At 65.3% G+C, this 23,963-nt stretch carries 24 protein-coding genes; 9 read left to right on the forward strand and 15 right to left on the reverse strand.

The genetic code is table 11. From position 1 onward, the window contains the following. Positions 1–23: 23 nt before the first annotated feature. Positions 24–920, reverse strand: coding sequence for a peptide chain release factor N(5)-glutamine methyltransferase (gene prmC / locus GGD65_RS31625; RefSeq protein ID WP_183237818.1), 897 nt, complete (start codon positions 918–920; stop codon positions 24–26). Positions 921–1,010: 90 nt separating this feature from the next. Here prmC and GGD65_RS31630 point away from each other — a divergent pair, with 90 nt between their 5' ends. Further along, a complete protein-coding gene (locus tag GGD65_RS31630) occupies positions 1,011–1,436 on the forward strand; it encodes an HIT domain-containing protein (protein WP_018320533.1) in 426 nt (141 codons plus the stop codon). A gap of 26 nt (positions 1,437–1,462) precedes the next feature. Here GGD65_RS31630 and GGD65_RS31635 read toward each other — a convergent pair whose 3' ends face one another. The 4 genes from GGD65_RS31635 to GGD65_RS31650 form a co-directional block, all read right to left on the reverse strand. After that, positions 1,463–2,161 carry an ABC transporter ATP-binding protein gene (locus GGD65_RS31635; RefSeq protein WP_183237819.1) on the reverse strand — a complete coding sequence of 233 codons (699 nt, stop codon included), beginning with the start codon at positions 2,159–2,161 and terminating at the stop codon, positions 1,463–1,465. Continuing rightward, positions 2,158–3,996 (reverse strand): ABC transporter permease subunit, encoded by a 1,839-nt coding sequence (locus tag GGD65_RS31640; protein WP_183237820.1) that lies wholly within the window; start codon positions 3,994–3,996, stop codon positions 2,158–2,160. Before GGD65_RS31640 ends, GGD65_RS31635 begins: the two co-directional genes overlap by 4 nt. An 11-nt stretch (positions 3,997–4,007) precedes the next feature. Continuing rightward, complete coding sequence (locus tag GGD65_RS31645; protein ID WP_026202378.1) at positions 4,008–4,883, reverse strand: branched-chain amino acid ABC transporter permease; 876 nt, start codon at positions 4,881–4,883, stop codon at positions 4,008–4,010. Positions 4,884–4,985: 102 nt separating this feature from the next. Continuing rightward, positions 4,986–6,320, reverse strand: a complete 1,335-nt coding sequence (locus GGD65_RS31650; protein WP_183237821.1) for a substrate-binding protein — start codon at positions 6,318–6,320, stop codon at positions 4,986–4,988. A 390-nt stretch (positions 6,321–6,710) separates the two neighbouring features. Here GGD65_RS31650 and GGD65_RS31655 point away from each other — a divergent pair, with 390 nt between their 5' ends. Continuing rightward, positions 6,711–7,190 (forward strand): hypothetical protein, encoded by a 480-nt coding sequence (locus tag GGD65_RS31655; RefSeq protein WP_246783478.1) that lies wholly within the window; start codon positions 6,711–6,713, stop codon positions 7,188–7,190. 122 nt (positions 7,191–7,312) lie between these two features. Further along, on the forward strand, positions 7,313–7,783 hold the full coding sequence (locus tag GGD65_RS31660; RefSeq protein ID WP_018320539.1) for a MarR family winged helix-turn-helix transcriptional regulator: 471 nt from the start codon (positions 7,313–7,315) through the stop codon (positions 7,781–7,783). Between the two features lie 8 nt (positions 7,784–7,791). Here the strand turns inward: GGD65_RS31660 and prfA are convergent, their stop codons facing one another. The 3 genes from prfA to GGD65_RS31675 all read right to left on the reverse strand — a co-directional run bounded on the left by prfA (position 7,792) and on the right by GGD65_RS31675 (position 12,833). Then, positions 7,792–8,877, reverse strand: coding sequence for a peptide chain release factor 1 (gene prfA, locus GGD65_RS31665; protein WP_018320540.1), 1,086 nt, complete (start codon positions 8,875–8,877; stop codon positions 7,792–7,794). A 57-nt stretch (positions 8,878–8,934) separates the two neighbouring features. Then, complete coding sequence (gene ptsP / locus GGD65_RS31670) at positions 8,935–11,202, reverse strand: phosphoenolpyruvate--protein phosphotransferase (RefSeq protein WP_018320541.1); 2,268 nt, start codon at positions 11,200–11,202, stop codon at positions 8,935–8,937. A 374-nt stretch (positions 11,203–11,576) separates the two neighbouring features. After that, entirely contained in the window at positions 11,577–12,833 is a 1,257-nt protein-coding gene (locus GGD65_RS31675; RefSeq protein WP_018320542.1) for an aspartate kinase, read from the reverse strand. A gap of 149 nt (positions 12,834–12,982) precedes the next feature. Between GGD65_RS31675 and GGD65_RS31680 the strand changes: the two genes are divergently transcribed. From GGD65_RS31680 to GGD65_RS31695, 4 genes are all read left to right on the forward strand, one after another. Further along, positions 12,983–13,450 carry a PH domain-containing protein gene (locus tag GGD65_RS31680; RefSeq protein WP_018320543.1) on the forward strand — a complete coding sequence of 156 codons (468 nt, stop codon included), beginning with the start codon at positions 12,983–12,985 and terminating at the stop codon, positions 13,448–13,450. 14 nt (positions 13,451–13,464) lie between these two features. Continuing rightward, positions 13,465–14,238, forward strand: a complete 774-nt coding sequence (gene ubiG, locus GGD65_RS31685) for a bifunctional 2-polyprenyl-6-hydroxyphenol methylase/3-demethylubiquinol 3-O-methyltransferase UbiG (RefSeq protein ID WP_018320544.1) — start codon at positions 13,465–13,467, stop codon at positions 14,236–14,238. A gap of 100 nt (positions 14,239–14,338) precedes the next feature. Further along, positions 14,339–14,620 carry a GIY-YIG nuclease family protein gene (locus tag GGD65_RS31690; protein ID WP_183237823.1) on the forward strand — a complete coding sequence of 94 codons (282 nt, stop codon included), beginning with the start codon at positions 14,339–14,341 and terminating at the stop codon, positions 14,618–14,620. 461 nt (positions 14,621–15,081) lie between these two features. After that, positions 15,082–15,981, forward strand: coding sequence for an EamA family transporter (locus GGD65_RS31695; protein WP_028141896.1), 900 nt, complete (start codon positions 15,082–15,084; stop codon positions 15,979–15,981). Here GGD65_RS31695 and GGD65_RS31700 read toward each other — a convergent pair. Genes GGD65_RS31700 through GGD65_RS31715 form a run of 4 tightly spaced genes read right to left on the reverse strand, consistent with a single transcriptional unit; the run spans position 15,978 to position 18,497 of the window. Then, positions 15,978–16,460: a DUF1178 family protein gene (locus GGD65_RS31700; protein ID WP_183237824.1), complete on the reverse strand. Its 483-nt coding sequence runs from the start codon at positions 16,458–16,460 to the stop codon at positions 15,978–15,980. The two genes, GGD65_RS31695 and GGD65_RS31700, sit on opposite strands and share 4 nt — an antisense overlap. After that, a complete protein-coding gene (locus tag GGD65_RS31705; RefSeq protein ID WP_183237825.1) occupies positions 16,457–17,335 on the reverse strand; it encodes a carbon-nitrogen hydrolase family protein in 879 nt (292 codons plus the stop codon). The genes GGD65_RS31700 and GGD65_RS31705 overlap by 4 nt, the downstream gene beginning before the upstream one ends. Further along, positions 17,332–17,607, reverse strand: a complete 276-nt coding sequence (gene grxC, locus GGD65_RS31710; protein ID WP_018320549.1) for a glutaredoxin 3 — start codon at positions 17,605–17,607, stop codon at positions 17,332–17,334. The genes GGD65_RS31705 and grxC overlap by 4 nt, the downstream gene beginning before the upstream one ends. 35 nt (positions 17,608–17,642) lie before the next feature. Continuing rightward, positions 17,643–18,497 (reverse strand): ComF family protein, encoded by an 855-nt coding sequence (locus GGD65_RS31715; protein WP_409362774.1) that lies wholly within the window; start codon positions 18,495–18,497, stop codon positions 17,643–17,645. Positions 18,498–18,598: 101 nt separating this feature from the next. Between GGD65_RS31715 and GGD65_RS31720 the strand changes: the two genes are divergently transcribed. Next, complete coding sequence (locus tag GGD65_RS31720; protein ID WP_179732257.1) at positions 18,599–19,468, forward strand: methyltransferase domain-containing protein; 870 nt, start codon at positions 18,599–18,601, stop codon at positions 19,466–19,468. 97 nt (positions 19,469–19,565) lie between these two features. Here the strand turns inward: GGD65_RS31720 and mutT are convergent, their stop codons facing one another. Next, a complete protein-coding gene (mutT, locus tag GGD65_RS31725) occupies positions 19,566–19,976 on the reverse strand; it encodes an 8-oxo-dGTP diphosphatase MutT (protein ID WP_183237826.1) in 411 nt (136 codons plus the stop codon). Between the two features lie 137 nt (positions 19,977–20,113). Here mutT and GGD65_RS31730 point away from each other — a divergent pair, with 137 nt between their 5' ends. After that, positions 20,114–21,439: a TadE/TadG family type IV pilus assembly protein gene (locus GGD65_RS31730; RefSeq protein ID WP_183237827.1), complete on the forward strand. Its 1,326-nt coding sequence runs from the start codon at positions 20,114–20,116 to the stop codon at positions 21,437–21,439. Positions 21,440–21,630: 191 nt separating this feature from the next. On the opposite strand, the gene argJ is transcribed toward GGD65_RS31730, so the two are convergent. Then, positions 21,631–22,872 carry a bifunctional glutamate N-acetyltransferase/amino-acid acetyltransferase ArgJ gene (argJ, locus tag GGD65_RS31735; RefSeq protein ID WP_183237828.1) on the reverse strand — a complete coding sequence of 414 codons (1,242 nt, stop codon included), beginning with the start codon at positions 22,870–22,872 and terminating at the stop codon, positions 21,631–21,633. 130 nt (positions 22,873–23,002) lie between these two features. Further along, the gene (locus tag GGD65_RS31740; RefSeq protein ID WP_092261324.1) at positions 23,003–23,917 is read right to left on the reverse strand and encodes a peptidylprolyl isomerase; all 915 of its coding nucleotides are present in this window, start codon (positions 23,915–23,917) and stop codon (positions 23,003–23,005) included. Between the last annotated feature and the right edge of the window lie 46 nt (positions 23,918–23,963).

Below are 23,963 nucleotides of genomic sequence, written 5' to 3' on the forward strand. Positions count from 1 at the left end.
CTTTTTGCAAGCCAATCCGGCTTTTATGGGGGCATTTTTCGGGCCGAAACGGCCCGCGGAATGCCCGCCAGGTCGGCCTTGGGTGGCCTGTCCACCGTTAACGCGCCAGCTATCATCAAGGTTTCAATATTTCTGGCCTGCCCCTGTCCGGCCTCGACGATCAGCGCTCCGCCGGGGGCGAGACGCTCGGCGGCCTGCGGGATGAGGGCGCGATAGGCGTCATATCCGTCATTGCCGCCGTCGAGCGCCAGATGCGGATCGTGGTCGCGCACCTCGATGCTCAGTCTCGGAATTTCGGCGGAGGGAATGTAGGGCGGGTTCGAAACGATGAGGTCAAACGGGCCGCGCAGCGCCGTCAGATAGGAGCAGGCGACGAAGCCGGCGCGGCCGGCGAGGCCGAGGGTGGCCGCATTGTCGCGCGCCGTATCGAGCGCCGTCGGGCTGACATCGGTACCGACGCCGAACGCGTCGGGAATCTCCCACAGCAATGCGAGCAGGATGGCGCCCGATCCGACGCCGATATCGGCGATTCGCGGGCGCCGGCCCGATATCGCCAGCTCGCGGAAGATCTCGAGCGCCAGTTCGACGACGGTCTCGGTATCCGGCCGCGGTACCAGCGTCGCCTCGGACAACCGCAACGGCATGCCCCAGAAGTCTCGCACGCCGAGAATGCGGGCGACCGGCTCATGCGCGAGCCGGCGTTGCGCGTATCGTTCGAGCTGCGTGGTCTCCTCAGGCGTGAGTTGTCGCGATGCCTGCGTCACCATGCCGGTCAAATCGAGCTCCAGCGCGGCCCCGACGAGCAGGCGCGCATCGAGGGCCGCCTCCTCGATGCCGGCCGCTTGCAGCCGTGCCGCGAGCGCGCGCCGCGCACTCTCGACATTATGTCCGGGAACGTTATTTGTCGCCAATGGAGCCATCCTGCCTGGCATCGTGGATAGATCGGCCGGCTCGCTTGCGTCAACGGAAAGGAGCGCGTTTGATCGCGCCTCGCAAGCGTGGAGGGGTCCATGACGGCCTATGACGATCAGAACGTCTTCGCAAAGGTCCTGCGCGGCGAGATACCCTGCTTCGAGGTTTTCAGGGACGAACGCAGCCTGGCCTTCCTCGACATCATGCCGCGCGCGCCCGGGCACACGCTGGTGATTCCGCGGGCGCCGGCGCGCGGCATCCTGGATATTGCGGAGGACGATCTTGCCGCCGTCGCCCGGACGGCCAAGCGAATCGCGATTGCGGCGATGAAGGCGTTTGACGCCGAGGGTATCATCCTCCAGCAGTTCAGCGAGCCGGCCAGCGGGCAGGTGGTGCTTCACCTGCACATGCACGTCATGCCTGTCAGGGCCGGCGTCGACCTCTTGCCGGCGCAGACGCGCAAGGAAGATATGGCTGTGCTCGCCGATCATGCCAAACGGATGATCGCAGCGCTCGGCGGCTGAACCTGACAACCGAGCTCGGCGGCTGACTAAACGCCGAGGTAGCGCTGCAGCAGCTCCGGCTGGGCCTTGAGCTCCTGCGCCGGACCCTCGTGCACGATGTGGCCGTTGTTGATGATGTAGATCCGGCTCGCCAGCGCCAGCGTCGCCGCCAAATTCTGCTCGACCAGCACGATGGTCTGGCCGGCCGCCGCCAGCTCGCGACAGGCCTTGACGAGATCGTGGACGATGACGGGCGCGAGCCCCTCGAACGGCTCGTCCAGCAGCACGATCTTGGGATCGCGTACCAGCGCCCGCGCGATCGCGAGCATTTGCTGCTCGCCGCCGGAGAGCTCGGTGCCGCGGTTGTTGCGCCGCTCCTTCAGCCGCGGAAACATCTCGTAGATGCGGTCGAGCGGCCAGCGCTTCGGCGCGGTGATCCCGGCAAGGACGATGTTCTCCTCCACCGACAGGCTGCCGAAGATACGGCGCTCCTCGTGCACGAGCTGCATGCCCGCCTGCGCGATTCTGTGGCTCCTGCGTCCGGCGATATCGATGCCGTCGAATTTCACGCTGCCGCTGTGCGGCGTCACGACGCCCATCAGGCTCTTCAGAGTCGTGCTCTTGCCGGCGCCGTTGCGGCCGAGCAGCGCCACCACCTCGTGACGTTCGACGTGCATGGCGACGTCGAACAGGATGTGGGAATCCCCGTAATAGCTGTTCAGGCCGTTGACCTCGATCAGGCTCATGCGGCGATCTCCCCATTCACGCCGCCGAGATAGGCTTCCTGCACCGCGGCGTTGGTCCGGATTTCCTCCGGCGTGCCGTCGAGCAGCACCTTGCCCTCCTGAAGCACCGTGACGCGCTCGACCAGCTCGAACAGCGAATCCATGTCGTGGTCGATGATGATCATGGTGCGGCCGCGCGCGATCGATTTGAGCAGCTTGACGGTCTCGACCCGCTCGCGCGGGCTCATGCCTGCGAGCGGCTCGTCGAGCAGCAGCAGGCGCGGCGAGGTCGCGAGCGCAAGCCCGATCTCGAGCCTGCGCTTCTCGCCATAGGCGAGCTCGGAGACCGGCGTGTCGGCGCGGCGGGTCAGGTTGACCAGCGCCAGCGTATGCTCCACCTGCTCGGTCAGGCCCTTGACGCCGGAGAGCTTGCGGAAGAGATCGAGTCGGAACTTGCCGCGCAGCTCGGCGAGCGCGGCGATCGTCAGGTTCTGCCGCACCGTCAGCCCGGTGAAGAGCTGATTGACCTGATAGCTCTTGGTGAGCCCGAGCTGGCAAACCTCGGTGACCTTCAATCCCGTGATGTCACGTCCCTCGAACACGATCTGGCCGGAGGTCGGCGCGATCTCGCAGGTCAGCATCTTGAAGAAGGTCGATTTGCCGGCGCCGTTGGGGCCGATGATGCCGCGCAGCTCGCCTTGATTGACGCTGAAATCGATGTCGCTGTTGGCGACGAGGCCGCCATAGCGCTTGGTGAGGCCGGTGGCTTTCAGGATCGGCCCGGAATAAGCGGGGTGCGCGACCTCCTTGGCCTGCATCGGCGCGGGCGCTAGGTGCAGTGTCGTGTCAGTGTCCGGCTCGGCCTCCGTATCGCTCCGCTTACGCCTGCCGGAGAGGAGGCGATAAAGGTCCGCAAGACCGCCGATGATGCCGCCGCGCAGGAAGCAGACCAGCAGCACGAACACGACGCCAAGCACCAGCTTCCAGGCGGCACCCAAGCCCAGCGCGGATTGCAGGAAATCCTGGAGGAACAGCCAGACGGTCGCGCCGACCAGAGGCCCGAACAATGTGCCGCGGCCGCCAATGGCGGTCTGCATCACGAGCTGGCCGGACGTGTCGAAGGTGAAGGCGTCGGGTGGCATGAAGGCCTGGAGCACGCCGAGCAGGCCGCCGGCAAACCCCGCATAGGCCGCTGCGATCACGAAAGCAGTTAGCTTGTAGCCATGGATGTTGTGGCCGACCGCGGTGGCGCGCAGCGGATTGTCGCGGATCGCGCTGAAAATGGCGCCGACCGGGGAGCGCACGATCCTCAGCGCGATGATGACGCCGATGAAATAGCACAGTGCGATGAACTGGTAGAGCGACCAGCCGTTGGTGAAGTGGAGGGTGGTGAAGCCGAGATTGAAGCTCGGCGTTGGCACGCCCGGCAGGCCGTTCTCGCCGCCGGTGAAGTCGGAGAGCGGATTGAACTCGACGAAGAAGAACACTTCCGCGATCGCGACCGTGATCATGGCGAAGTAGATGCCGGTGCGGCGGAGCGCGATCAGGCCGATCAGATAGCCGGTCACGGCCGCCGCGATCATGCCGATGATCAGCGCGCCCAGCACGTTGCCGAAGCCGGCGCGGGTCAGGAGGTACGCCGCGACGAAGCCGCCGGTGCCGTAGAAGGCGGACTGGCCGAACGACAGCAGGCCGGTGAATCCGAACAGGATGTCGAAGCCGAGGCCGAAAAGGCCCCAGACCAGGATCCGGTTCACGGTGTTGGGCGCAAAGCCGAGATGGGGCAGCACGAAGGGAGCCACGATCAGGCCGATCGCCGTCAGTGTTTCGATCAGGAAGGGGCGTTGCTTGAGCATCAGGAGATCACTTACTCGCGGCCCTGGACGCCGAGCAGGCCATGCGGTCGCACCACGAGCACGAGCGTCATTGCCGCAAACAGCATCACATAGGCGTAGCCGGGGTTGAACATGGAGGTGACGCTGATGATCTCGCCGGCGATCAGGCCGCCCAGGATCGCGCCTGGGAACGAGCCGACGCCGCCGATCACCACCACCACGAAGGTCTGGACCAGGATGTCGTCACCGATGCCCGGTGTCAGCGACACCACCGGCGCGTTGACGATGCCGGCAAAGCCGGCGGCCATCGCGCCGATGCCGAACACCACCATGAAGACCCGGTAGACATTGATGCCGAGCGAATCCACCATCACGGAGTCCTCGATGCCGGCCCGCACGATCATGCCGAGCCTTGTCCGGTAGAGGATGATGAACAGCGCGCCGAGCGCGATCGCGACGATGCCGACCACCGCGAGGCGGTAGGTCGGATAGAACATGAAGCCGAGATTGGTGATGCCCTGGAATATCGCCGGCGGCGGGACCAGCTGCGACTGGCTGGAGAAGATCAGCCGGATGATCTCGACGAAGCAGATGCCGAGCCCGAAAGTCACGAGCAACTGATCCTCGTGCGGCCGATGATAGAAATGGCGGATGATGACGCGTTCCATCGCAACGCCGAGCAGCATCACGAACAGCGAGCCGGCGATCACGGCGAGGATGAACGATTCCGTGTACTGGTAGGCGACGAATCCGGCATAGCCGCCGATCATGAACATCGCGCCATGCGCGAGGTTGAGCACGCCGAGCGTGCCGTAGATAATGGTCAGGCCGGAGCTGATCAGCGCGAGCAGCGCGCCGAGCGCGAGCCCGTTGAAGAGCTGCGAGACGAGGTTGGGCCAACTAATCATGCAGGGATCACGGTTGTGGCGCGTTCCGGCGATGCGCAAAAAATGGGTGACGCCGCAGGAGCCGGAAGCGACCTACGGCGTCACAGGGGGGGTAGCGCGAGCTCAGCTGTAGTCGCCGGGATGGCAGCCGAAGGCGTCCGGCTTCTGCATCAAGCCCTCGCCCGGGACGACCTCGACCACATCGTACCAGTCTTCCTTGGTCTTCATGTCCTTCTGCTGCTTGCCCTTGACGATGATCACCGGGCGGACGCACTGATGGTCCTCGGGGCGGTAATGCACGTCGCCGACCAGGGACGGCAGCGTCTCGCCCTTCTCATAGGCCTTGATTACCTCGGGCGGGCTGAAGCTGCCGGCCTGCTCGCACATGCGGGCCCAGTGTGCGAAGCTGACATAGGCGTTCTCCGCGCCCCATTCCGGCTTGTAGCCGTACTTCTTCTCGAAGGCCTCGTTGAACATCTTGGCGAGCGGGAATTTGTCCTCGAGCGTCCACCAATAGTCGGTGGCGGCGTAGACGCCCTGCATCAACCCGCCGGTCTCGCGCGCGATGAAGGGTACCTGGTAGGGGACGACCAGCTTCATCTTGTCGAGCACGCCGAACTGCTTGGCCTGCTGCGTCGACAGCACCGCGTCGTGGCCCCAGTTGACGTTGATCAGCACGTCGGCGCCGGAATTCGCGACGTTCAGCAGATAGGAGGAATAATCGGGCGCGCCGAGCGGCGCGACCTGGTTGGTGACGGTGGTCCAGCCGGCGGTCGCAAGAAAGTCCTGCATCGACTTGGTGACGGTGTGACCGTAGGTGTAATCAGGCGTGAGATACGCAGCCTTCTTGCCCTTGCCGAACTCCTTGACCATGACGGGGCCGATCGCCGCCGCGGCGGTCTGGCCGAAGAAGTTCTGGCGGAAGCCGTAGCGGACGCAGTCCTTGCCGGTGGTGTCGTTCGAGCCGGAGATGCCGCAGACGAAGATCACCTTCTCGCGCTGGGCGAGCTTGTTCAGCGCGACCGCAACGGCGCTCGAGGTGCCGCCGGTGATCATGATCGCCTTGTTCTCGCTGATGAAGCGCTGCTGCGCCTGCACCGCCTCGTTGGGCTTGGCCGCGGAATCCGCGACGCCGAATTTCAGCTCCTTGCCGAGCACGCCCTTGCTGGTCTTCGGCGAGATCTTCTTGATCAGGTCGTGACCGCCGTTGATGTGCTCGATCGCGAGTTGATAGCCCTTGAGCTCGTCCTCGCCCTGCACGGCATAGGTGCCGGTGCGCGGCACCGAGATGCCGATGAAGGCGGTGGAACCCGAAACGCCTGCGGGATAGGAGCCGATCGCCGGCTTGTCCTCGGCGAAGGCCGGCATCGCAGGCAGCACCGAGCCGCCGATGAGGCCTGCCGTGGTCTGGAGCAGGCCGCGGCGCGAGAGGCCACGGCGAATGAGGTGGTCCGTCATGATCGTTTCCTCCGGATATCGTTCTTGTTTGCAGGCAAAAGACGACCTGTCCGGCGGCAACCGGCCTCGAAGGGCCTGCCTGCACCGGGCACGTCACATCCGCGTGTAGCTCCTGGACGTAAACATTGCTCGTGAACACCTTCTGTCAATTTCGCCTTTGGTCGAACGATGAAAATTATCGCGTGAAAACATATCGTAGAACGATATATATTAGTCTTTGTGAGTACGAGATTGGCGGGTTCGGCGAGAGAGATGCCGCGGCAGACGACAGTAGCGGGTACCCGGAAGCGACGATCCTGGCCGCAAGAGGCGGAGCTGCAGGAGGCGGCGTGGCCTGCCGGGGAGGGGAGCGACCAGCGCGCATCGCCGCAGTCCGGCGATGCCTCGCGCATGCCGGAGCCGCGTGGCCGGTCCGCCGGTCAGCGAGGGCCGGCCGTCGGCTCCGTTCAGGCCAAGCGCACGCCGGTGCCGATGCAGAGACTGAGCGTGCGGGCCCAGAATGTCCTGAAGGAGCTCGCGGTCGAGCTCACCGGCGAGCAGCCGCCCAAGGGGACCTGGTCGCCCTCGCGCGAGTTGCTGCTCGCGCTGACGGCGGAGCGGCTTGCGACGACGCGCAATTGCGGTCCTCACACCATGCGGGAGATCGTCGACTGGGCGCAGGGTTGCGGCGTGACCATCAAGCCGGTGATCCCGCCCGGCGGCTCGCTGTCGCAGATGTGGGGCGAGTTGATCACGAATGCATCCGAAGGCGCCTTGACCAGCGCCGAGATCGTCAGTGCGCTCCAGCGCTCGATCAGGCGGAAGAGCGTTCGTATTCCGATCGCATTTCAGGTCATCCTGGTGAAGATCCTGCTCTCCCACTTCGAATAGAAGGGCTGCAAGCCCCTCCTATACTTGTGCATCTGCCAGGCCCGTCGGTGGTTCCGCCCGGCCTTCCTTGCTAGTCTCGGCAGCGCCCGCTCCGCCGGCGGGCGGAGTTCGAAAGGCACGGAATGGCTGACGCGAAGCGGAAGACTGGACGCACGGCGCGCGCTGCGCCCTCAAGGGGCGGCGCGATGCGCGAGGCTGACTATGCGGCGCTCGCCCAATTCCGCTACCAGCTGCGCACCTTCCTCGCCTTCAGCGAAGCGGCGGCCCAGAACGCCGGGTTGACGCCGCAGCAGCACCAGGCACTGCTGGCGATCAAGGGGCTGGCCGACCCCAACGGCGCCAGCGTCGGCGACATCGCCGGCTTCCTCCTGATCCGGCACCATACAGCGGTGGAGCTGGTGGACCGCATGGCGAAGCTGAAGCTGATCGCTCGGGAGGCCGATCCCGAGGATGCAAGGCGCGTCCTGGTCAAGCTGACGGCCAAGGGCGAGCAGAAGCTGCGCTCGCTTTCGCGCATTCACCTGGACGAGCTGAGCGCCGCTGCACCCGCGTTGGGCAAGATCCTGCGATCGTTCCTGGCAAAGGTGCGCTGAGGCAGGGATCAGGCCGCCGCGCCCTGTGCGGCGAGCTGCGCAGCCTGGTGCTCGGTGGTCAGCGCGTCGGTCAACTCGCCGAGCGCTTCGCCTGCGATCACCTGCGGCAGCTTGTAGAGCGTCAGGTTGATGCGATGGTCGGTGACGCGCCCTTGCGGAAAATTGTAGGTGCGGATGCGCTCGGAGCGGTCGCCTGAGCCGACCTTCTCCTTGCGCTCGGCCGACCGTGCCGCATCGACGCGCTGGCGTTCGGCGTCGTAGATGCGCGAGCGCAGGATGTTCATGGCCGAGGCACGATTCTTGTGCTGCGAGCGGCTGTCCTGCATCATCACCACGATGCCGGTCGGAATGTGGGTGATGCGGATCGCCGATTCGGTCTTGTTGACGTGCTGACCGCCGGCTCCTTGCGCGCGCATGGTCTCGATGCGCAAATCGTCGTTCTTGATGTCGACGTCGACGTCCTCGACCTCCGGCAGCACGGCCACCGTCGCGGCCGAAGTGTGGATGCGCCCCTGCGTCTCGGTGTCCGGCACGCGCTGCACGCGATGCACGCCGGATTCGAACTTCAGCTTCGAGAACGCGCCGCGGCCCTGCACCTCCGCGATGATTTCCTTGTAGCCGCCGACGGTGCCTTCGCTGGCCGAGATCACCTCGACCTTCCAGCCCTGCAAGGCAGCGAAGCGCTCGTACATCCGGAACAGGTCGCCAGCAAACAGCGAGGCCTCGTCGCCGCCGGTGCCGGCGCGGATTTCCAGCACCACGTTGCGGTCGTCCATGGCGTCCTTGGGCAGCAGAGCGACCCGGATCTTCTGGACCAGCTCCTCGATTTTCGGCGTCAGCTCGTCGCGTTCGGCTTCCGCCATGCTGCGCATCTCGGCATCGGTCGCGGGATCGGCGATCAGCGCCTCGGTGTCGGCGAGCTCCTTGACCGCGGCACGATAGGCCTTCACCGCCTCGATCAGCGGGGTGATCTCGGCGAGCTCGCGCGTGATCTGCACATAGCGCTCGGAGGCGAGCTGCCCCAGCGATTCGGCCTCAAGAGAGGCATGATGTGCAAGGAGGACGTCCAGTTTGGCTTCGGGGAGTGACGACATCGGTTCAGTCTCAAATGGCGGAAGGAGGCGAGGCGGCAGGGAGCGGCGACAGGCCCGCTACAATGCCAGGCCTTCGGCCTCGGCAAATTCCGTCAGTTTCTGCCGGATCGAGACGCTGCCCGCCGGCGCGTCCAGGAGCGGGCCGAGCACGGCTTCGGCCTTCTTGGCATCGAGGTCGATGACCATGGCCTTGACGGGGCCGAGTGCGGTTGCCGACAGCGACAGCGAGCGGTAGCCCAGCGCAATCAGTGCCAGTGCGCCAAGCGGCTTGGACGCCATCTCGCCGCAGAGCGAGAGCGACTTCTTCGCCGCCTGTGACTTGCGTGCGATCTCACGCAGCGCGCGCAGGATCGGCGCCGACATGGTGTCGAAGCGCTCGGAGACTTTTGCATTGCCGCGGTCGACCGCGAACAGGAACTGGAACAGATCGTTGGAGCCGACCGAGATGAAGTCGACCTTCTTCAGGAGCTCGTCGAGCTGGTAGAGCAAAGCGGGCACCTCGACCATGGTGCCGATGTCGATACGCTCCGGCAGCGTATGGCCGTGCTGGCGCAGATAGGTGAGCTCGCGTTCGACCAGCGCCTTCGCCGAATCGAATTCGGCGACCTCCGAGATCATCGGGAACATGATGCGCAGCGCGCGGCCGCCACCGGCGCGCAGCAGCGCACGGATCTGGCCGCGCAGCAGGCCGGGACGATCGAGCCCGAGCCGGATCGCGCGCCAGCCGAGCGCGGGATTTTCCTCGATCACCGCTTCCATATAGGGCAGCGCCTTGTCGCCACCGATGTCGAGGGTGCGGAAGGTGACAGGCTTGGTGCCGGCCGCATCGAGCACGGTACGATACAGCGCCAGCTGGTCGCTGGTGCGCGGCAGGCTCTGGCCGACCATGAATTGCAGCTCGGTGCGGAACAGGCCGATGCCGGCGCTGCCGGTGTCCTCGATATGCGGCAGGTCGATGGCAAGACCTGCGTTGATCATCAGCTCGACCTTCTGGCCGTCCCTGGTGACGCAGGGCAGGTCGCGCAGCGCCAGATATTGCGCCTGGCGGCGGGCGCGGAAGCGCACGCGCTCGGCGAAGGCCGCCTCGACTTCCTGCGAGGGACGCACATAGATCGAACCGGAGGTGCCGTCGACGATGATGGCGTCGCCGGGATCGGCGATGCCGGGCGCGTTCGGCACCTCGCCAACGGCAGGAATGCCGAGCGCGCGCGCCACGATCGAGACGTGGGAGTTGGCGGTGCCTTCCTCCAGCACGATGCCGCGCAGGCGCTTGCGGTCATAGTCGAGCAGCGCCGCCGGGCCCATCGCGCGCGCGATGACGATCGCGTTGTCGGGCAGCTGCTCGCGCGAGGGCGCGTGGTCCTGGCCGACCAGCTGCCGCATCAGGCGGTAGCCGAGATCCTCGAGGTCGTGCAACCGGTCGCGCAAGTAGGGGTCGGTCGAGCGCAGCATGCGCGCGCGGGTATCGGACTGCACGCGCTCGACGGCGGCTTCCGCGGTAAGGCCGGTGGCGACCGCCTCATGCAGCTTGTGCGACCAGCCCTGGTCGTTGGCGAACATGCGATAGGCTTCCAGCACCTCGCGATGCTCGCCGCCCTCGGCGACGTCGCCGCGCTCCAGCATGCGGTCGAGATCGGCGCGGAGCTTGGCCAGCGCGGTGTCGAGCCGCTTGATTTCCTTGGGCAGGTCCTCGGCGATGTAGTCCTTGATGACGACGCGCGGCTCATGCAGCACGACATGGCCGAGCGCGATGCCCTCCGACAGGATGGCGCCGACCTTCTGCGCGGAATGGCGCGCCGCGGGCTCCTGGCCCGGCTGGGCCAGCGCGGAGAGCTCGCCGGAGGCGATCAGCTCGGCCAGCACCATGGCGGTGGTCTGCAGCGCCTCGAGCTCTTCCTCGACATAATTGCGCTTGGCGCGGTTCTGCACCACCAGCACGCCAAGCGTGTTGCCGGCCCGGAGGATCGGCACGCCAAGGAAGGAGTGGTAGATTTCTTCGCCGGTCTCCGGGCGGAACGAGAAGGCCGGGTGGCTCTGCGCATCGCTCAAATTGAGCGGCGTCGCCTCGCTGGCGACGAGGCCGACCAGGCCCTCATGGGCGCTCAGCACGGTGTGGTGCACCGCCTCGCGGTTGAGACCTTCGGTGGCGTAGAGCTCCAGCGTGTTGTCGATGCGCAGCACGTAGACCGAGCACACCTCGGCCACCATGTTGGCGGCGATCAGCACCACGATCTTGTCCAGCCGCTCCTGGGCCGAGACCTGCTCCGCCATGGTTTCGCGGAGCCGTCTCAACAAGACGCGGGGACCTCCCGACGCGCTCCGCATGTCCCGTCAATCTCCTCCGTCTGCCTGGCCCGGCGGTATCGGCCGGCGGCTGGCCTAAAATTCCAGAAAAACAACCAAATTGTTTGTCCGGCGCCGGCACAAGCCCAAAATCCCCTTGAGATTTAGCGCCTGCACCGAATCAGCGCCGCCCCGAACTGGGACACAGTCTGCGGCAGCCCACCCTGTTCGCCGTATAGCGAATTGAGGCTTGTTTTGCCAAGCAAAACGCCTGCCAAACGCGAAGGTGTGTACACCTTCGCGTTTGCTGCGACCGCTAAGAGAAAATTAGTCCAGGCATGGTCCGGAAAGTGCGAAGCTGTTTTCCGGAAAGACCATGCTCAAACAACAGCCTGAAGCGCGACGATGGTCGCGTTTCAGGCCTGATCGAGACCGTAGAGCGTGTGCAGGGTGCGCACCGCAAGCTCGGTATAGGCGGTGTCGATCAAAACCGAGAATTTGATCTCGGAGGTTGTAATGGCCCGGATGTTGATATTCCGTCCGGCGAGGGCCGAGAACGCCTGGGCAGCGACGCCGGCATGGCTGCGCATGCCGCTGCCGATCACCGAGATCTTGGCGACATCGGTGGCGGTATCGAGCCGCGCATAGCCGATCTTGCCCTTGGCGGCGGTAATCGTGTCCTTGGCGCGGGTATAGTCGGCCGCCGGCACCGTGAAGGTGAGGTCGGTGGTCTTGCCGTCCTCGGAGACGTTCTGCACGATCATGTCGACATTGATGTTGGCATCCGCCAGCGGGCCGAAGATCGACGCCGCAACGCCCGGCTTGTCCTCGATCTGGCGCACCGAGATCTGGGCCTCGTCCTTGGAGAAGGCGATACCAGTGACGACGTGGCTTTCCATGATCTCCTCCTCGCTGCAGATCAGCGTGCCGGGCGGCTGGTTGGCATGCGGGTCGATATCCTCGGGCTTGTCGAAGCTCGAGCGGACGAAGATCGGCATGTTGTGGACCATGCCGAGTTCCACCGATCGGACCTGGAGCACTTTTGCGCCCTGGGAGGCCAGTTCCAGCATGTCTTCGAATGCGATCTTGTCGAGCCTCTTGGCCTTCGGCACGATTCGCGGGTCGGTTGTGTAGACGCCATCGACATCGGTGTAGATGTCGCAGCGGTCGGCCTTGACGGCGGCGGCGATCGCCACGGCCGAGGTGTCCGAGCCGCCGCGGCCGAGCGTGGTGATGCGACCCGTCTCCGGATTGATGCCCTGGAAGCCGGCGATGACCGCGACTTCCTTGCGATCCTTGAAACGGCTGATGATCTCGCTGCCGTCGATGTCCTCGATCCGGGCCGAGGCGTGGGCGTCGCTGGTCTTGATTGGGATCTGCCAGCCCTGCCAGGAGCGGGCCTGGATGCCCATGCCCTGGAGCGCGATGGCAAGCAGGCCGGATGTGACCTGTTCGCCGGAGGCGACGACGGCGTCGTATTCGCGCGCGTCGTGCATCGGCGAGGCCTCGGTGCACCAAGCCACCAGCTCGTTGGTTTTCCCGGACATCGCCGAGACGACCACGGCCACTTCGTGGCCGGCGTCGACCTCACGCTTCACATGGCGTGCGACGTTGCGGATACGTTCGATGTTGGCGACGGATGTGCCGCCGAATTTCATCACGAGGCGGCTCATGACGACGCGTGCATTCCTTCAAAGGGATCAGTATGGTGACCCGCGCGAGACAATGCTGCGGGCACCCGACCGCGCGTATACAGAGGGGCGGGGCCGGGGGCAAGCGGGTTCCTGCTGCGGCCAATCCGGGCAATGGGTTATCAGAGGTTATGGCGCGCTATATTGACGAAATCCTGCAGCCCGGCGAGCGGGTGCTGTATTCGACCAATGCGCACTGGATTTTCTATTTTCCGGCCATCCTGGCCTGGATCGCGGCTTTCGCCCTGTTCGTCCTGTCAGGGCAGACCACGGTCAATGGGCTCCTGATTCTCTGTCTCATCGCCTCGGGCGTGGTGGCTCTGGCGGCCCTGTTCTGGACCGTGAAGGGCTGGTTCCATCGCTTCACCACCGAGACCGACGTCACCAATCTAAGGATTGTGCACAAGACCGGCTTCATCAAGCGCCGCACCTTCGAGATGGCGCTGGACAAGGTCGAGAGCGTCGATGTCAATCAGACGATTCTTGGACGTATTCTCAACTACGGCGACGTGACCATCAACGGCGTCGGCGAAGGTCGCGAAACCATCCGGACCATCGCCTCGCCGCTCGCCTTCCGTAGTTCGATCACCACGCGGTAGGACCGCGCGTAACCATGAGCATGCAGCAAAATACTTCCCTCTCCGTCAGCCCGCAGCCGGGCTCGACCGTCGACGCCGCCGAGATCGCAAAGTTCTCGAAACTCTCGGCGGAGTGGTGGGACCCCAACGGCAAGATGGCGCCGCTGCACCGGATCAACCCGCTGCGGCTCGGCTACATCCGCGACGCCGCCTGCCGCAAATTCGAGCGCAACGTGCGCAGCCTCAACTGCCTCGGCGGGCTTCGCGTGCTCGACATCGGCTGCGGCGCCGGCCTGTTGTGCGAGCCGCTGTCGCGGCTCGGAGCGCAGGTCATCGGCGTCGATCCTTCCCAGAGCAACATCGCCGCGGCCAAGCTGCACGCCGACAAGGGCCATCTTGCGATCGACTACCGCTGCACCACGGTGGAGGAGATCGACCCGCGCGAGCGCTTCGACATTGTGCTGGCGATGGAAGTGGTCGAGCACGTCGTCGATGTCGGCGTCTTCCTGAAGCGTTGCGCCGCGATGCTGAAGCCGAACGGCCTCATGGTGGTCTCGACGCTGAACCGCAACTGGAAGAGCTTCGCGCTCGCCATCGTCGGCGCCGAATACGTCCTGCGCTGGCTGCCGCGCGGCACCCACGAATGGAATAAGTTCGTCACCCCCGACGAGCTGACAAAATACCTGCTCGACAACCGCCTCGTCATCACCGAGCAGACCGGCGTGGTCTACTCACCCTTCGCCGACAAATGGACGCTCTCGTCGGACATGGACGTGAACTACATGGTGGTGGCGGAAGGGATGGTGTGAGTGAGATGCGAGTTGCGAGTCCTCTGCCGGTGTCGTCCCTGCGAACGCAGGAACCCATAGCCACAGGCCCGTCTAGTTAGCCCAATCAGGCGCCCCGAGCATGTACTACGACTACATCCTCGCCAGCCGCCATCATGGGACGCTCTACATCGGCGTAACCAACTCTCTCCAGAAACGCCTGGAGCAGCACCGCGCCGGCAAGGGCTCGGAGTTCGTCAAGCGCTACGGCGTGCACCGCCTCGTCTACACCGAATCCTTCGAGCGAGCGGAAGAAGCGATTGCCCGCGAAAAACAGCTCAAGCGCCGGAAGCGCGACTGGAAGATCGAGCTGATCGAGCGGGAGAACCCCGAGTGGCGGGATCTAAGTGATCTGTTGGTTTGACGGTGTGACGCGGCCTAGAAAATGCTGTCGTCCCTGCGAACGCAGGGACCCATACCGCGTGATCTATCGGTAGCGAGCGGTGTTGGGTGGGCGGGTTAGCAGCTCTCACAAAACTTCTCCCTGGGGTTATGGGTCCCTGCGTGCACAGGGACGACGGCGGAGTTTGTGACGTGACCTCAGCGATCTCTTGGTTTGACCGTGTGACGCCGCCAAGCGAACGCTGTCGTCCCTGCGAACGCAGGGACCCATACCGCGGAATCTATCGGTGGCGGACGGTGCGAGATGCGCGGGCTGGCAGTCGTCGCAAGACTTCTCCCTGGGGTTATGGGTCCCTGCGTGCGCAGGGACGACACCGAGTTTGTGGCGAGAGCATCGCTCCCATGACGTCCGTGCGGTTGACCGCGCTGGCCTCAACTTGCAGGTTGGCCGCAGTTATTTCCCGCTAATGCCCGCCCCACCCCATGCTCACCATCGCCAGCCTCTGGATTCCCTTCACCCTCGTTGCTGCGCTCGGCCAAGTCGCGCGCAATGCGATGCAGCGGTCGTTGACGAAGCCGCTGGGGACCTGGGGCGCGACCAATATCCGCTTCCTGTTCGGCTTCCCGTTTTCGGTGCTGTTCCTCGGCGTGGTGCTGGTCGCCACCGGCGATCGTCTGGGCATGCCGCCGACCGTATTCTGGCCGTGGCTCCTGCTCGGCGCGCTCAGCCAGATCGTCGCCACCGGACTGATGCTGCTTGCCATGAACGACCGCTCCTTCGTGGTGACGACGGCGTATCTGAAGACCGAGGCGATCCAGACCGCGATCTTCGGTTTCGTCTTCCTTGGCGATCACCTGACCTGGCTGAAGGTGCTGGCGATCGTGATCGCGACCGTCGGCGTCGTCATCACCGCACTGAGGCCCGGCGGCGAGAAGAGTTTTGCCGAATTGAAGCCGACCATCACCGGCCTCGTTGCGGCTGCCGCGTTCGCGCTGTCTGCGGTTGGCTTTCGCGGCGCGATCATCAACGTGCCCGGCGTCTCCTTCGTGACCTCGGCCTCGTTCACGCTGGTGCTCGGCCTGTTCGTGCAGACGCTTGTGCTGACGATCTATCTGCTCTGGCGCGCGCCAAAGGTGCTGCAGGCGATCCTCGGCCTGTGGAAGCCGTCGATGCTGGCCGGCTTCATGGGCGCCTTCGCCTCACAATTCTGGTTCCTGGCGTTCGCGCTGACGGCCGCCGCCAATGTCCGCACGCTCGCTCTGATCGAGGTGCTGTTCGCGCAAGCGGTGGCGTATTATTCGTTCAAGCAGCCGATCGCACCACGCGAGCTTGCAGGTATCGCGCTGATCATCATCGGTGTGGCGGTGCTGGTGGGGGCCTAATTCCGGTCTTCCGGCAATGTCGGCAGCGGCGACACCTCGATGCCCTCGTCGATCAGCGACTTCGCCTCCTCCGGCGAGGCCTCGCCGTAGATCGGACGGTGCTCCTTGTCGCCGTAATGCATCGCGCGGGCTTCGTTGGCGAAGCGCTCGCCGACATTGTCGGCGTTCTTCACGATGTGATCGCGCAGCTCCTTCAACTTCGTGCGCAGCTCTTTCTCCTGCGCCATCAACAGCGAGGTCGGACCTGATGGCGCGGCCTCGGGCGTGGGAGTAGTGGTCGCTTCCGGCGGCGGCGTCGAGCGCCCGCGGCCCTTCTTGCCGACGATGCGCGGGGCCATGATCGCCTTGTCGACCTTGGCGGATCCGCAGATCGGGCAGGTCACGAGCTTGCGCTTCACTTGCGAATCATAGGCCGACGAGCTCTGGAACCAGCTCTCGAACGCGTGGTTTCGATCGCAATGGAGCGCGTAGCGGATCATGCTGATCCCCGCACGAGGTGCAAATGATCCGGCCCGGCCTTGGGATCGGACACGCCGAAGCGGCGGCCGTGCTGGAGTGAGGGGATCGCGCGGCGTGCGGTCTCGACCTTGGCCGGGTCGATCTGGGCCATGATGATGCCGGGCTCGACGTCGCCTTCGGCGAGGATCTCGCCCCAGGGATCGATGATCAGCGAATGGCCATAGGTCTCGCGCTTGTTCTCGTGGGTGCCTGCCTGGGCAGCTGCGAAGATGAAGCAGCCGGTCTCGATCGCGCGCGCACGCAGCAGCACATGCCAGTGCGCTTCGCCGGTCTTGCGGGTGAAGGCGGACGGGACGGTGATGAAGTAAGCGCCGCTCTCGGCGAGGGCGCGGTAGAGCGCGGGGAAGCGCACGTCGTAGCAGATCGTCAAGCCCACGCGGCCCCAGGGCAGATCGGAGATCACCGCGGTTTCGCCCGGCTGGTAGTTGGCGGATTCGCGATAGCTCTCGCCGTCCGGCAGCTCGATATCGAACATGTGGATCTTGTCGTAGCTCGCGAGCACATTGCCCTCGGGCCCGATCAGGAAGGAGCGGTTGACCGCCTTTTCGGCCGAGAAGCGCAGCGCCAGCGAGCCGACATGGAGATGGATCTTCAGTTCCGCCGCGAGCGCCCGGTAGGCCTTCAGCGAAGTGTCGTCCTCTTCGCTCTGCAGATGCTCGAACAGCGCCTTGCGGTTCAGCTGCATCATGTTGCTGACTTCAGGCGTTTGTACGTAGTCGGCGCCGTTGGCCGCCGCCTGCCGGATCAGCTTCGTGGCCTGTTCGAGGCTCGGCCCGGGCATCAGACCCGTGCGCATCTGCACCATGGTGGCCGTAAATGTGCGGTTCTCGCTCATGAGTTGGCCTTCACACCTTCCAGCATGCCGTCAAGCTTGCCTTCGCGGTCGAGTGCGTAGAGATCGTCGCAGCCGCCGACATGAGTTCCACCGATCCAGATCTGCGGGAACGTCGAGCCCTCGCCGGCGCGGTCGTACATCTCCTCCCGCCAGGAGGGGTTCTTGGCGACGTCAAATTCGGTAAAGATTGCCTTCTTGCGGGTCAGCAGGGACCTCGCCGCGGAACAATAGCCGCAGCCCGGCCTGGTGTAGATCTCGACAGCAGAAGTCATGGCGTCCGACGCTCTCATGTCATGAAGTCATTGAATTATATGGGACGGGGGCCGCTCTCGACAACCCGGGCGAAGACCAGCACGTCGACCTGGGCGGCCTTGGCCCGGAGCAGGACCCGCGCGCAGGCATCCAGCGTCGCCCCCGACGTCAGGACGTCGTCGATCAGGACAATGCGGCGGCCCTGGATTTCGGCCTGACGGTCGGGGGATACCTGGAACGCGCCCTGCACATTGGTGGCGCGCTGGGCCCGCGACAGGCCGATCTGCTGCTCGGTGGCGCGCACCCGGCGCAGCACCTCAGCCCTCGCCTTGACCCCGCTCTGCCGCTCGATGATCTGCGCCAGGGCCCCGGACTGGTTGTAGCGGCGGCGCCAGGCCCGCCGCCAATGCAGGGGCACCGGCACCAGCATGTCGGCCCCCGCCAGCAGCTCGCCGCCCGCGCGCGCCATCCACCGGCCCATGGCGGGCGCCAGATCGGTGCGGTCCTGGTATTTCAGCGCATGCACCAGCGTGCGCGCGACGTCGTCATAGCGCACCGCTGCGCGGGCGCGCTGGTAGGCCGGCGGGCTCGCGATCGCCTCCATCGACAGCATGTCGGGGCCGGGATCATAGACGAAGGGAATGCCGAGCCGCGGGCAATAGGGCCGCTCGATGAATGACAGCCGCGCCCAGCACGAAGCGCAAACGCCCTCGCCCTCGACCGGTTCGCGGCAGGATACGCACTGCGTCGGCAGCGCGATGTCGAGCGCGAGCCGTGCCGCGCGCGACAGCGCGTGGCGGCCGGCCGTCCATGCCGCCCCGGAAGGGGGCGGCGAGGGAGCGGGTGGGGGCGGCGTTGGCGTCCATGCGGGAAGGCTAGCGTTCCGCTTGGCGGCGCTCAAGCGACTCATTCTCGTGCCCCGAATCTGCAGCGCCACGCCGGCGATGCGAAGCATCGCCAGGGGCGCTGCGGCGCGTCCGGGACACGAGAGGGGAGATTGCAATGACCTGCATGATCGGCGTAACCAGCGGCATGGCCCAGACCCCGCAAACCCCGCCCGCGTTGTTCGATCGCGCCTTGCTGCACGCGCGGCAGCGGCGTGTGCAGCCGCAGGGCGAGGTCACCTTCCTGCTCGATCGTGTTGCCGAGGACATGTCCGACCGGTTGGCTGCGGTGATGCGGGAGTTTCACGCCCCGGCCGATCTCTGGACGCCCGGTGAGGGGCTGGCGGAATTGCGTGCGCGGCTGTCTTCCCTCCAGCGGATCGCGCTCGATGCTGCGGGTTCAGAGACGCTGCCCTTCGCGCCCGAAAGCCTTGATCTCGTCGTCTCCGCGCTGGCGCTGCAATTCGTCAACGATCTGCCGGGCGTGTTCGCGCAAATCCGCCGCGCGCTCAAGCCGGATGGCCTGCTGCTCGCCGCGATGATCGGCGGCGACAGCCTGACCGAGCTCCGCCAGGCCTTTGCCGCCGCGGAAGCCGAATGCGAGGGCGGCGTGTCGCCGCGCGTCGCGCCGTTCGCGGATCTGCGCGACATCGGCGCGCTGCTGCAGCGGGCGGGCTTTGCGCTGCCGGTGACCGATGTCGACCGCGTCGTGGTGCGCTATTCCAACGCATTCGCGCTGATGCAGGATCTCCGGCGCATGGGCGCCGCCAATGTGCTGATCGAGCGGCGGCGAACACCGAGCCGGCGCGCGACGCTGCTGCGGATGGCCGAGATCTACACTGAGCGCTTTGCCGATGCCGACGGCCGCATCCGTGCGACGTTCGACATCATCTGGCTATCCGGCTGGGCCCCGCATGCGAGCCAGCAGCAGCCGCTGAAGCCGGGATCGGCGAAAGCGAGTCTGGCGGAGGCGGTGAAGAAGGCGGGGAAGACTTAGGCTACTAGCACCGTCATTCCGGGGCTCGCGCAGCGAGAACCCGAAATCTCGAGATTCCGGGTTCGGTCCTGCGGACCGCCCCGGAATGACAGGGATCTCACATCAGCAGATCAATCAAATGCGGGACCAGCGGAATGTCCGCCGGGGGCATCGGGTAGTCGCGCAGCTTGTTGGCACGGACCCAGGCCAGGGTCTGGCCTTCGCGCGGCGTCACCTGTCCCTCCCAACGCCGGCAGATATAGAGCGGCATCAGGAGGTGGAAGGTCTCGTAGCCGTAGCTCGCGAAGGTCAGCGGGGCCAGGCACGGCTCGGCGACGGTGATGCCGAGCTCCTCGTGCAACTCGCGGATCAGGCTCTGCTCCGGCCGCTCGCCCACCTCGAGCTTGCCGCCGGGAAACTCCCAGAGGCCGGCCAGCGTCTTGCCCGCGGGGCGCTGCGCGATCAGGACGCGCTTGTCGGCGTCGATCAGCGCGCAGGCCACAACCAGGGTCAGTTTCAGATCGGCCATACGTGATGTCGCTCGCTGAAGATCATCCGCAACGGTTTATTAACCCTGTTGCGGCCCGTGTTTCCGAGGTTCCCATAAGTCATATTTAATCGACGGTTCCTAGAGTGGGAACGCTTAAACCACTCCGGGCCCCAATCATGCGCGCTGCGCTTTCCACCATCATCCGCCGGTTCGTCAACGACCGGCGCGGCAATATCGCGGTGATCTTCGCGCTCGCCTGCGTCCCCCTGATGACTGCGGTCGGCTGCGCGGTCGACTACTCGCGCGCGACGCAGACCCGGGCCAAGCTTCAGGCCGCGGCCGATGCCGCCAGCGTCGGCTCGATCGCCAAGGCCTCACCGGCCTTCAAGGCCGCCGGTACCATGACGTCGGATGGGTCGATTTCCGTCGGCGTCACCGACGCCCAGAACATCTTCGACGCCAATCGCGCCAATCAGACCGGCTACACTCTCAACAGCGTCACGCCGACCGTGGTCAAAACCGGATCGACCGTCACCTCGACCGTTGCGTTCAACGCCACCATGAACACCATGTTTCTCGGCCTGATCGGCAAGTCCGCGCTGACGCTGTCCGGTACGTCGAAAGCGACGGCCAGCATGCCGCTCTATATCGATTTCTACCTTCTGCTGGACAATTCGCCGTCGATGGGTGTCGGCGCGACGCCGACCGACGTGCAGACGATGGTCAACAACACATCGGACAAGTGCGCTTTCGCCTGCCACGACCTCAAGGACAAGAACAATTACTACGACCTTGCCAAGAAGCTTGGCGTGACTACCCGGATCGACGTGCTTCGGACCGCAACGCAGTCGTTGATGGATACGGCGAGTGTGACCCAGACCTATTCAAACCAGTTCAGAATGGCGATCTATGATTTCGGCGGCTCCGCAAGCACGCTCGGCCTGCGCAATCTGTTTTCGTTGTCGGCCTCTCTCTCCAGCGCCAAGACGGCGGCGGGCAATATCGACCTGATGTCGGTGAACGGTCAGAACGAGAATAACGACCAGGACACGGCATTCACCGCGATATTCCCTGCGATCAACGGCGAGATCAGCTCCCCCGGAACCGGCACGCCGTCCAGCCCGCTCAAATATCTGTTCTTCGTCTCCGACGGGGTCGCTGACGAGAGCAACACCGGATGTCTGAAACCGCTCTCCGGCACCACGCGGTGCCAATCGCCGCTCAATGCGGCGCTCTGCAAGACGATGAAGGACCGGGGCGTCAAGATTGCCGTGCTGTACACAACGTACCTCGCGCTGCCCACCAACAGCTGGTACATGAAATGGATCGCTCCGTTCAATACCGGCCCCTACGGGCCGTCGCCGAACAGCGAGATCGCGCAGAACATGCAGAGCTGCGCGTCGTCCGGGCTCTATTTCGAGGTGAGCCCGACGCAAGGCATCTCGGACGCCATGAACGCGCTGTTCAAGAAAGCGGTCGCGGACGCGCGGATTTCAGGGTGATTTGAAGCACGGCTCTCGCGCTCTCTTACCGTCACCCTGAGGTGGCCGCTCCTTCAGCGGCCCTCGAAGGGCGACGGCCCGGCTCTCTCCACGCGGCTGTAGCGGTGGCCCTGCATCCTTTGAGGCTCCCGATGGGGCGCTCCGCGCCCCATCCCTCGCACCTCAGGATGACGAAGAAGGCGTCGTGAGCCCTACGACCTGTAATCGCCGTTGATCGCGACATATTCCTTCGTGAGGTCGCAGGTCAGGACGCGGTCGCGGCCCTTGCCGAGGCCGAGCGAGACCTTGATCGCGATCTCCGGCGCCTTCATCGCTTCCGAGACCTGCGCCTCGTCATAGTCAGGATCGCGCGCGCCGCTCTTGGCGACGCGGATGCCGTTGAAGGAAATCGAGAGCTTGTCGCGATCGGCCGGCTCGCCGGCCTTGCCGACTGCCATCACGACGCGGCCCCAATTGGCGTCCTCGCCGGCGATCGCGGTCTTGACCAGCGGCGAGTTGGCGATCGACATCGCGATCTTGCGCGCGGAGGCCTTGGTTTTGGCGCCCTCGACGGTGATCTCGACCAGCTTGCGCGCGCCTTCGCCGTCGCGGGCGACCTGCTCGGCGAGGTTGGCGAGCACCTGGTTGAACGCCTTGACGAAGGCCTTCAGGCGCGGATCGCTGGCGCGGCTGATCTTCGGTGCGCCGTGCCCGGCGGCAGCGCCGGTGGCGAAGGCCAGCAGCGTGTCCGAGGTCGAGGTGTCGCCGTCGATCGTCACCGCGTTGAAGGTCTCCTCGACGCCGCTCTTGAGCAGCGCCTGCAAGGCCGCGGGCGCGATCGGTGCGTCGGTGAAGATGAAGGACAGCATCGTCGCCATGTCGGGAGCGATCATACCGGCGCCCTTGGCCATGCCGTTGATGGTGACCTTGGCCTTGCCGAGCTTGACGGTCGCGGTCGCGACCTTCGGGAAGGTGTCGGTGGTCATGATCGCCTTGGCCGCGGCGAGGTAGTCGCCGGGCTCGGCGGCTTCAGCCAGTCGGCCCAGCACGCCGTCGAACTTGGTCGCGTCCAGCGGCTCGCCGATCACGCCGGTCGAGGCCAGGAAGATTTCGCCCTCGCTGCATCCGACCGCCTTGGCCGCGATCTTGGCGGTCAGCGCCGTGGAGGCCCGGCCGGTCTTGCCGGTGAAGGCATTGGCATTGCCGGAATTGACGACCAGCGCCTGTGCCTTGCCGCCCTTCAGCTTGCCGCGGCACCATTCCACCGGCGCCGAGGGGCATTTCGACTTGGTGAAGACGCCGGCGACCGCGGTGCCCTTGTCCATCACCGCCAGCAACACGTCGGTCCGGTTCTTGTAGCGGATGCCGGCTTCGGCCGTCGCGAGACGGATGCCCGCAATGGTGGGCATGTCGGGAACTGTTTTCGGGGCGAGCGGGGAGACGGAGGAGGACATCGCGGGGCGCCTTGGTGGGATCTGAATATGCAGATGCCCGGCCCCTCTGTGCGAAGACGCGCTTCGCGCTTGGGGCCGGGCATCACAAAGGCTTAGATACTCTTCACGTCACCGAAGTGACAGCGAATTCTTACTTCTTTGCAGGGGGCGCCATCTTGCTGTCGGAGGGCTTCGCCGCATCCGCCGGCTTGGCGTCCGCCGCCGGCTGGTCCAGCCGCTCGACCTTGGCTTCGGCGCGAAGCTTGGCGACGTAGTCGGCCTGGGCCTTGCGGGTGACGTACTGCTCGATCTGGGCCTTGACCTGCTCGAAGTCCGGCGCCTTGCGGTTGCGCTTTTCCTCGACCTTGATGACGTGCCAGCCGAACTGCGACTTGACGGGGTCGGAGATCTTGCCGGGCTCGAGCGCGAAGGCGATCGCCGAGAATTCCGGCACCATCTGCTCCTTGGTGAAGAAGCCGAGATCGCCGCCGTCGGCCGAGCCCGGATCCTTGGACTTCTTCTTGGCCAGCTCGGCGAAATCGGCGCCCTTGTCGAGCTCGGCCTTCACCGCCTTGGCCTCGTCCTCGGTCTCGACCAGGATATGGCGGGCGCGCACTTCCTGCTCGCCGGTGATCTGCTTGGAGGCCTCTTCATAGACCTTCTTCATGGCGTCGGGGGTGGTGGCGGCCTTGCCCTCGCCCGCGAGCAGGCTGTCCATCAGAAGCCGGTTGCGGGCGAATGCCAGGCGCTTCTTGAATTCCTCGCTATCGGCAACCTTCTTGTCCTCGGCAGCCTTGCTGACGATTTTCATGTCGATCAGGAAGGACAGGACGTTCTCGTCCTTGGTCGCCGGGTCCATCTGGGCGAGGCTCGGCCCGAGCTCCTCCTCGGCCATGGCGACGTCGCTCTTCTTGATTTCCGCGCCATTGACCTTCGCCAGCACCGGATCGTCGGCGGCCCGGAGCGGGCCTGCGAACGCCAGGGACAGCGCCAGAGCGAGGCTGCCAGCCAGGGCGGACGCACTGCGGAAACGCTGGCCGGTGGTTACCGGGAACGAGGTGGTCATGGAAAATCCTTATGTTGAAGCAGGGGGCTGCTCGAGCGGGGCGGAC

The organism is Bradyrhizobium sp. CIR18, from assembly GCF_014198295.1.
Taxonomy (GTDB): domain Bacteria; phylum Pseudomonadota; class Alphaproteobacteria; order Rhizobiales; family Xanthobacteraceae; genus Bradyrhizobium.

What these genes read in the sequence shown, in the direction of transcription:
- prmC (WP_183237818.1), bottom strand. Translation starts at nt 920, where the DNA reads ATGGCTCCATTGGCGACAAATAACGTTCCCGGACATAATGTCGAGAGT.
- GGD65_RS31630 (WP_018320533.1), top strand. Translation starts at nt 1,011, where the DNA reads ATGACGGCCTATGACGATCAGAACGTCTTCGCAAAGGTCCTGCGCGGC.
- GGD65_RS31635 (WP_183237819.1), bottom strand. Translation starts at nt 2,161, where the DNA reads ATGAGCCTGATCGAGGTCAACGGCCTGAACAGCTATTACGGGGATTCC.
- GGD65_RS31640 (WP_183237820.1), bottom strand. Translation starts at nt 3,996, where the DNA reads ATGCTCAAGCAACGCCCCTTCCTGATCGAAACACTGACGGCGATCGGC.
- GGD65_RS31645 (WP_026202378.1), bottom strand. Translation starts at nt 4,883, where the DNA reads ATGATTAGTTGGCCCAACCTCGTCTCGCAGCTCTTCAACGGGCTCGCG.
- GGD65_RS31650 (WP_183237821.1), bottom strand. Translation starts at nt 6,320, where the DNA reads ATGACGGACCACCTCATTCGCCGTGGCCTCTCGCGCCGCGGCCTGCTC.
- GGD65_RS31655 (WP_246783478.1), top strand. Translation starts at nt 6,711, where the DNA reads ATGCCGGAGCCGCGTGGCCGGTCCGCCGGTCAGCGAGGGCCGGCCGTC.
- GGD65_RS31660 (WP_018320539.1), top strand. Translation starts at nt 7,313, where the DNA reads ATGGCTGACGCGAAGCGGAAGACTGGACGCACGGCGCGCGCTGCGCCC.
- prfA (WP_018320540.1), bottom strand. Translation starts at nt 8,877, where the DNA reads ATGTCGTCACTCCCCGAAGCCAAACTGGACGTCCTCCTTGCACATCAT.
- ptsP (WP_018320541.1), bottom strand. Translation starts at nt 11,202, where the DNA reads ATGCGGAGCGCGTCGGGAGGTCCCCGCGTCTTGTTGAGACGGCTCCGC.
- GGD65_RS31675 (WP_018320542.1), bottom strand. Translation starts at nt 12,833, where the DNA reads ATGAGCCGCCTCGTGATGAAATTCGGCGGCACATCCGTCGCCAACATC.
- GGD65_RS31680 (WP_018320543.1), top strand. Translation starts at nt 12,983, where the DNA reads ATGGCGCGCTATATTGACGAAATCCTGCAGCCCGGCGAGCGGGTGCTG.
- ubiG (WP_018320544.1), top strand. Translation starts at nt 13,465, where the DNA reads ATGAGCATGCAGCAAAATACTTCCCTCTCCGTCAGCCCGCAGCCGGGC.
- GGD65_RS31690 (WP_183237823.1), top strand. Translation starts at nt 14,339, where the DNA reads ATGTACTACGACTACATCCTCGCCAGCCGCCATCATGGGACGCTCTAC.
- GGD65_RS31695 (WP_028141896.1), top strand. Translation starts at nt 15,082, where the DNA reads ATGCTCACCATCGCCAGCCTCTGGATTCCCTTCACCCTCGTTGCTGCG.
- GGD65_RS31700 (WP_183237824.1), bottom strand. Translation starts at nt 16,460, where the DNA reads ATGATCCGCTACGCGCTCCATTGCGATCGAAACCACGCGTTCGAGAGC.
- GGD65_RS31705 (WP_183237825.1), bottom strand. Translation starts at nt 17,335, where the DNA reads ATGAGCGAGAACCGCACATTTACGGCCACCATGGTGCAGATGCGCACG.
- grxC (WP_018320549.1), bottom strand. Translation starts at nt 17,607, where the DNA reads ATGACTTCTGCTGTCGAGATCTACACCAGGCCGGGCTGCGGCTATTGT.
- GGD65_RS31715 (WP_409362774.1), bottom strand. Translation starts at nt 18,497, where the DNA reads ATGAGTCGCTTGAGCGCCGCCAAGCGGAACGCTAGCCTTCCCGCATGG.
- GGD65_RS31720 (WP_179732257.1), top strand. Translation starts at nt 18,599, where the DNA reads ATGATCGGCGTAACCAGCGGCATGGCCCAGACCCCGCAAACCCCGCCC.
- mutT (WP_183237826.1), bottom strand. Translation starts at nt 19,976, where the DNA reads ATGGCCGATCTGAAACTGACCCTGGTTGTGGCCTGCGCGCTGATCGAC.
- GGD65_RS31730 (WP_183237827.1), top strand. Translation starts at nt 20,114, where the DNA reads ATGCGCGCTGCGCTTTCCACCATCATCCGCCGGTTCGTCAACGACCGG.
- argJ (WP_183237828.1), bottom strand. Translation starts at nt 22,872, where the DNA reads ATGTCCTCCTCCGTCTCCCCGCTCGCCCCGAAAACAGTTCCCGACATG.
- GGD65_RS31740 (WP_092261324.1), bottom strand. Translation starts at nt 23,917, where the DNA reads ATGACCACCTCGTTCCCGGTAACCACCGGCCAGCGTTTCCGCAGTGCG.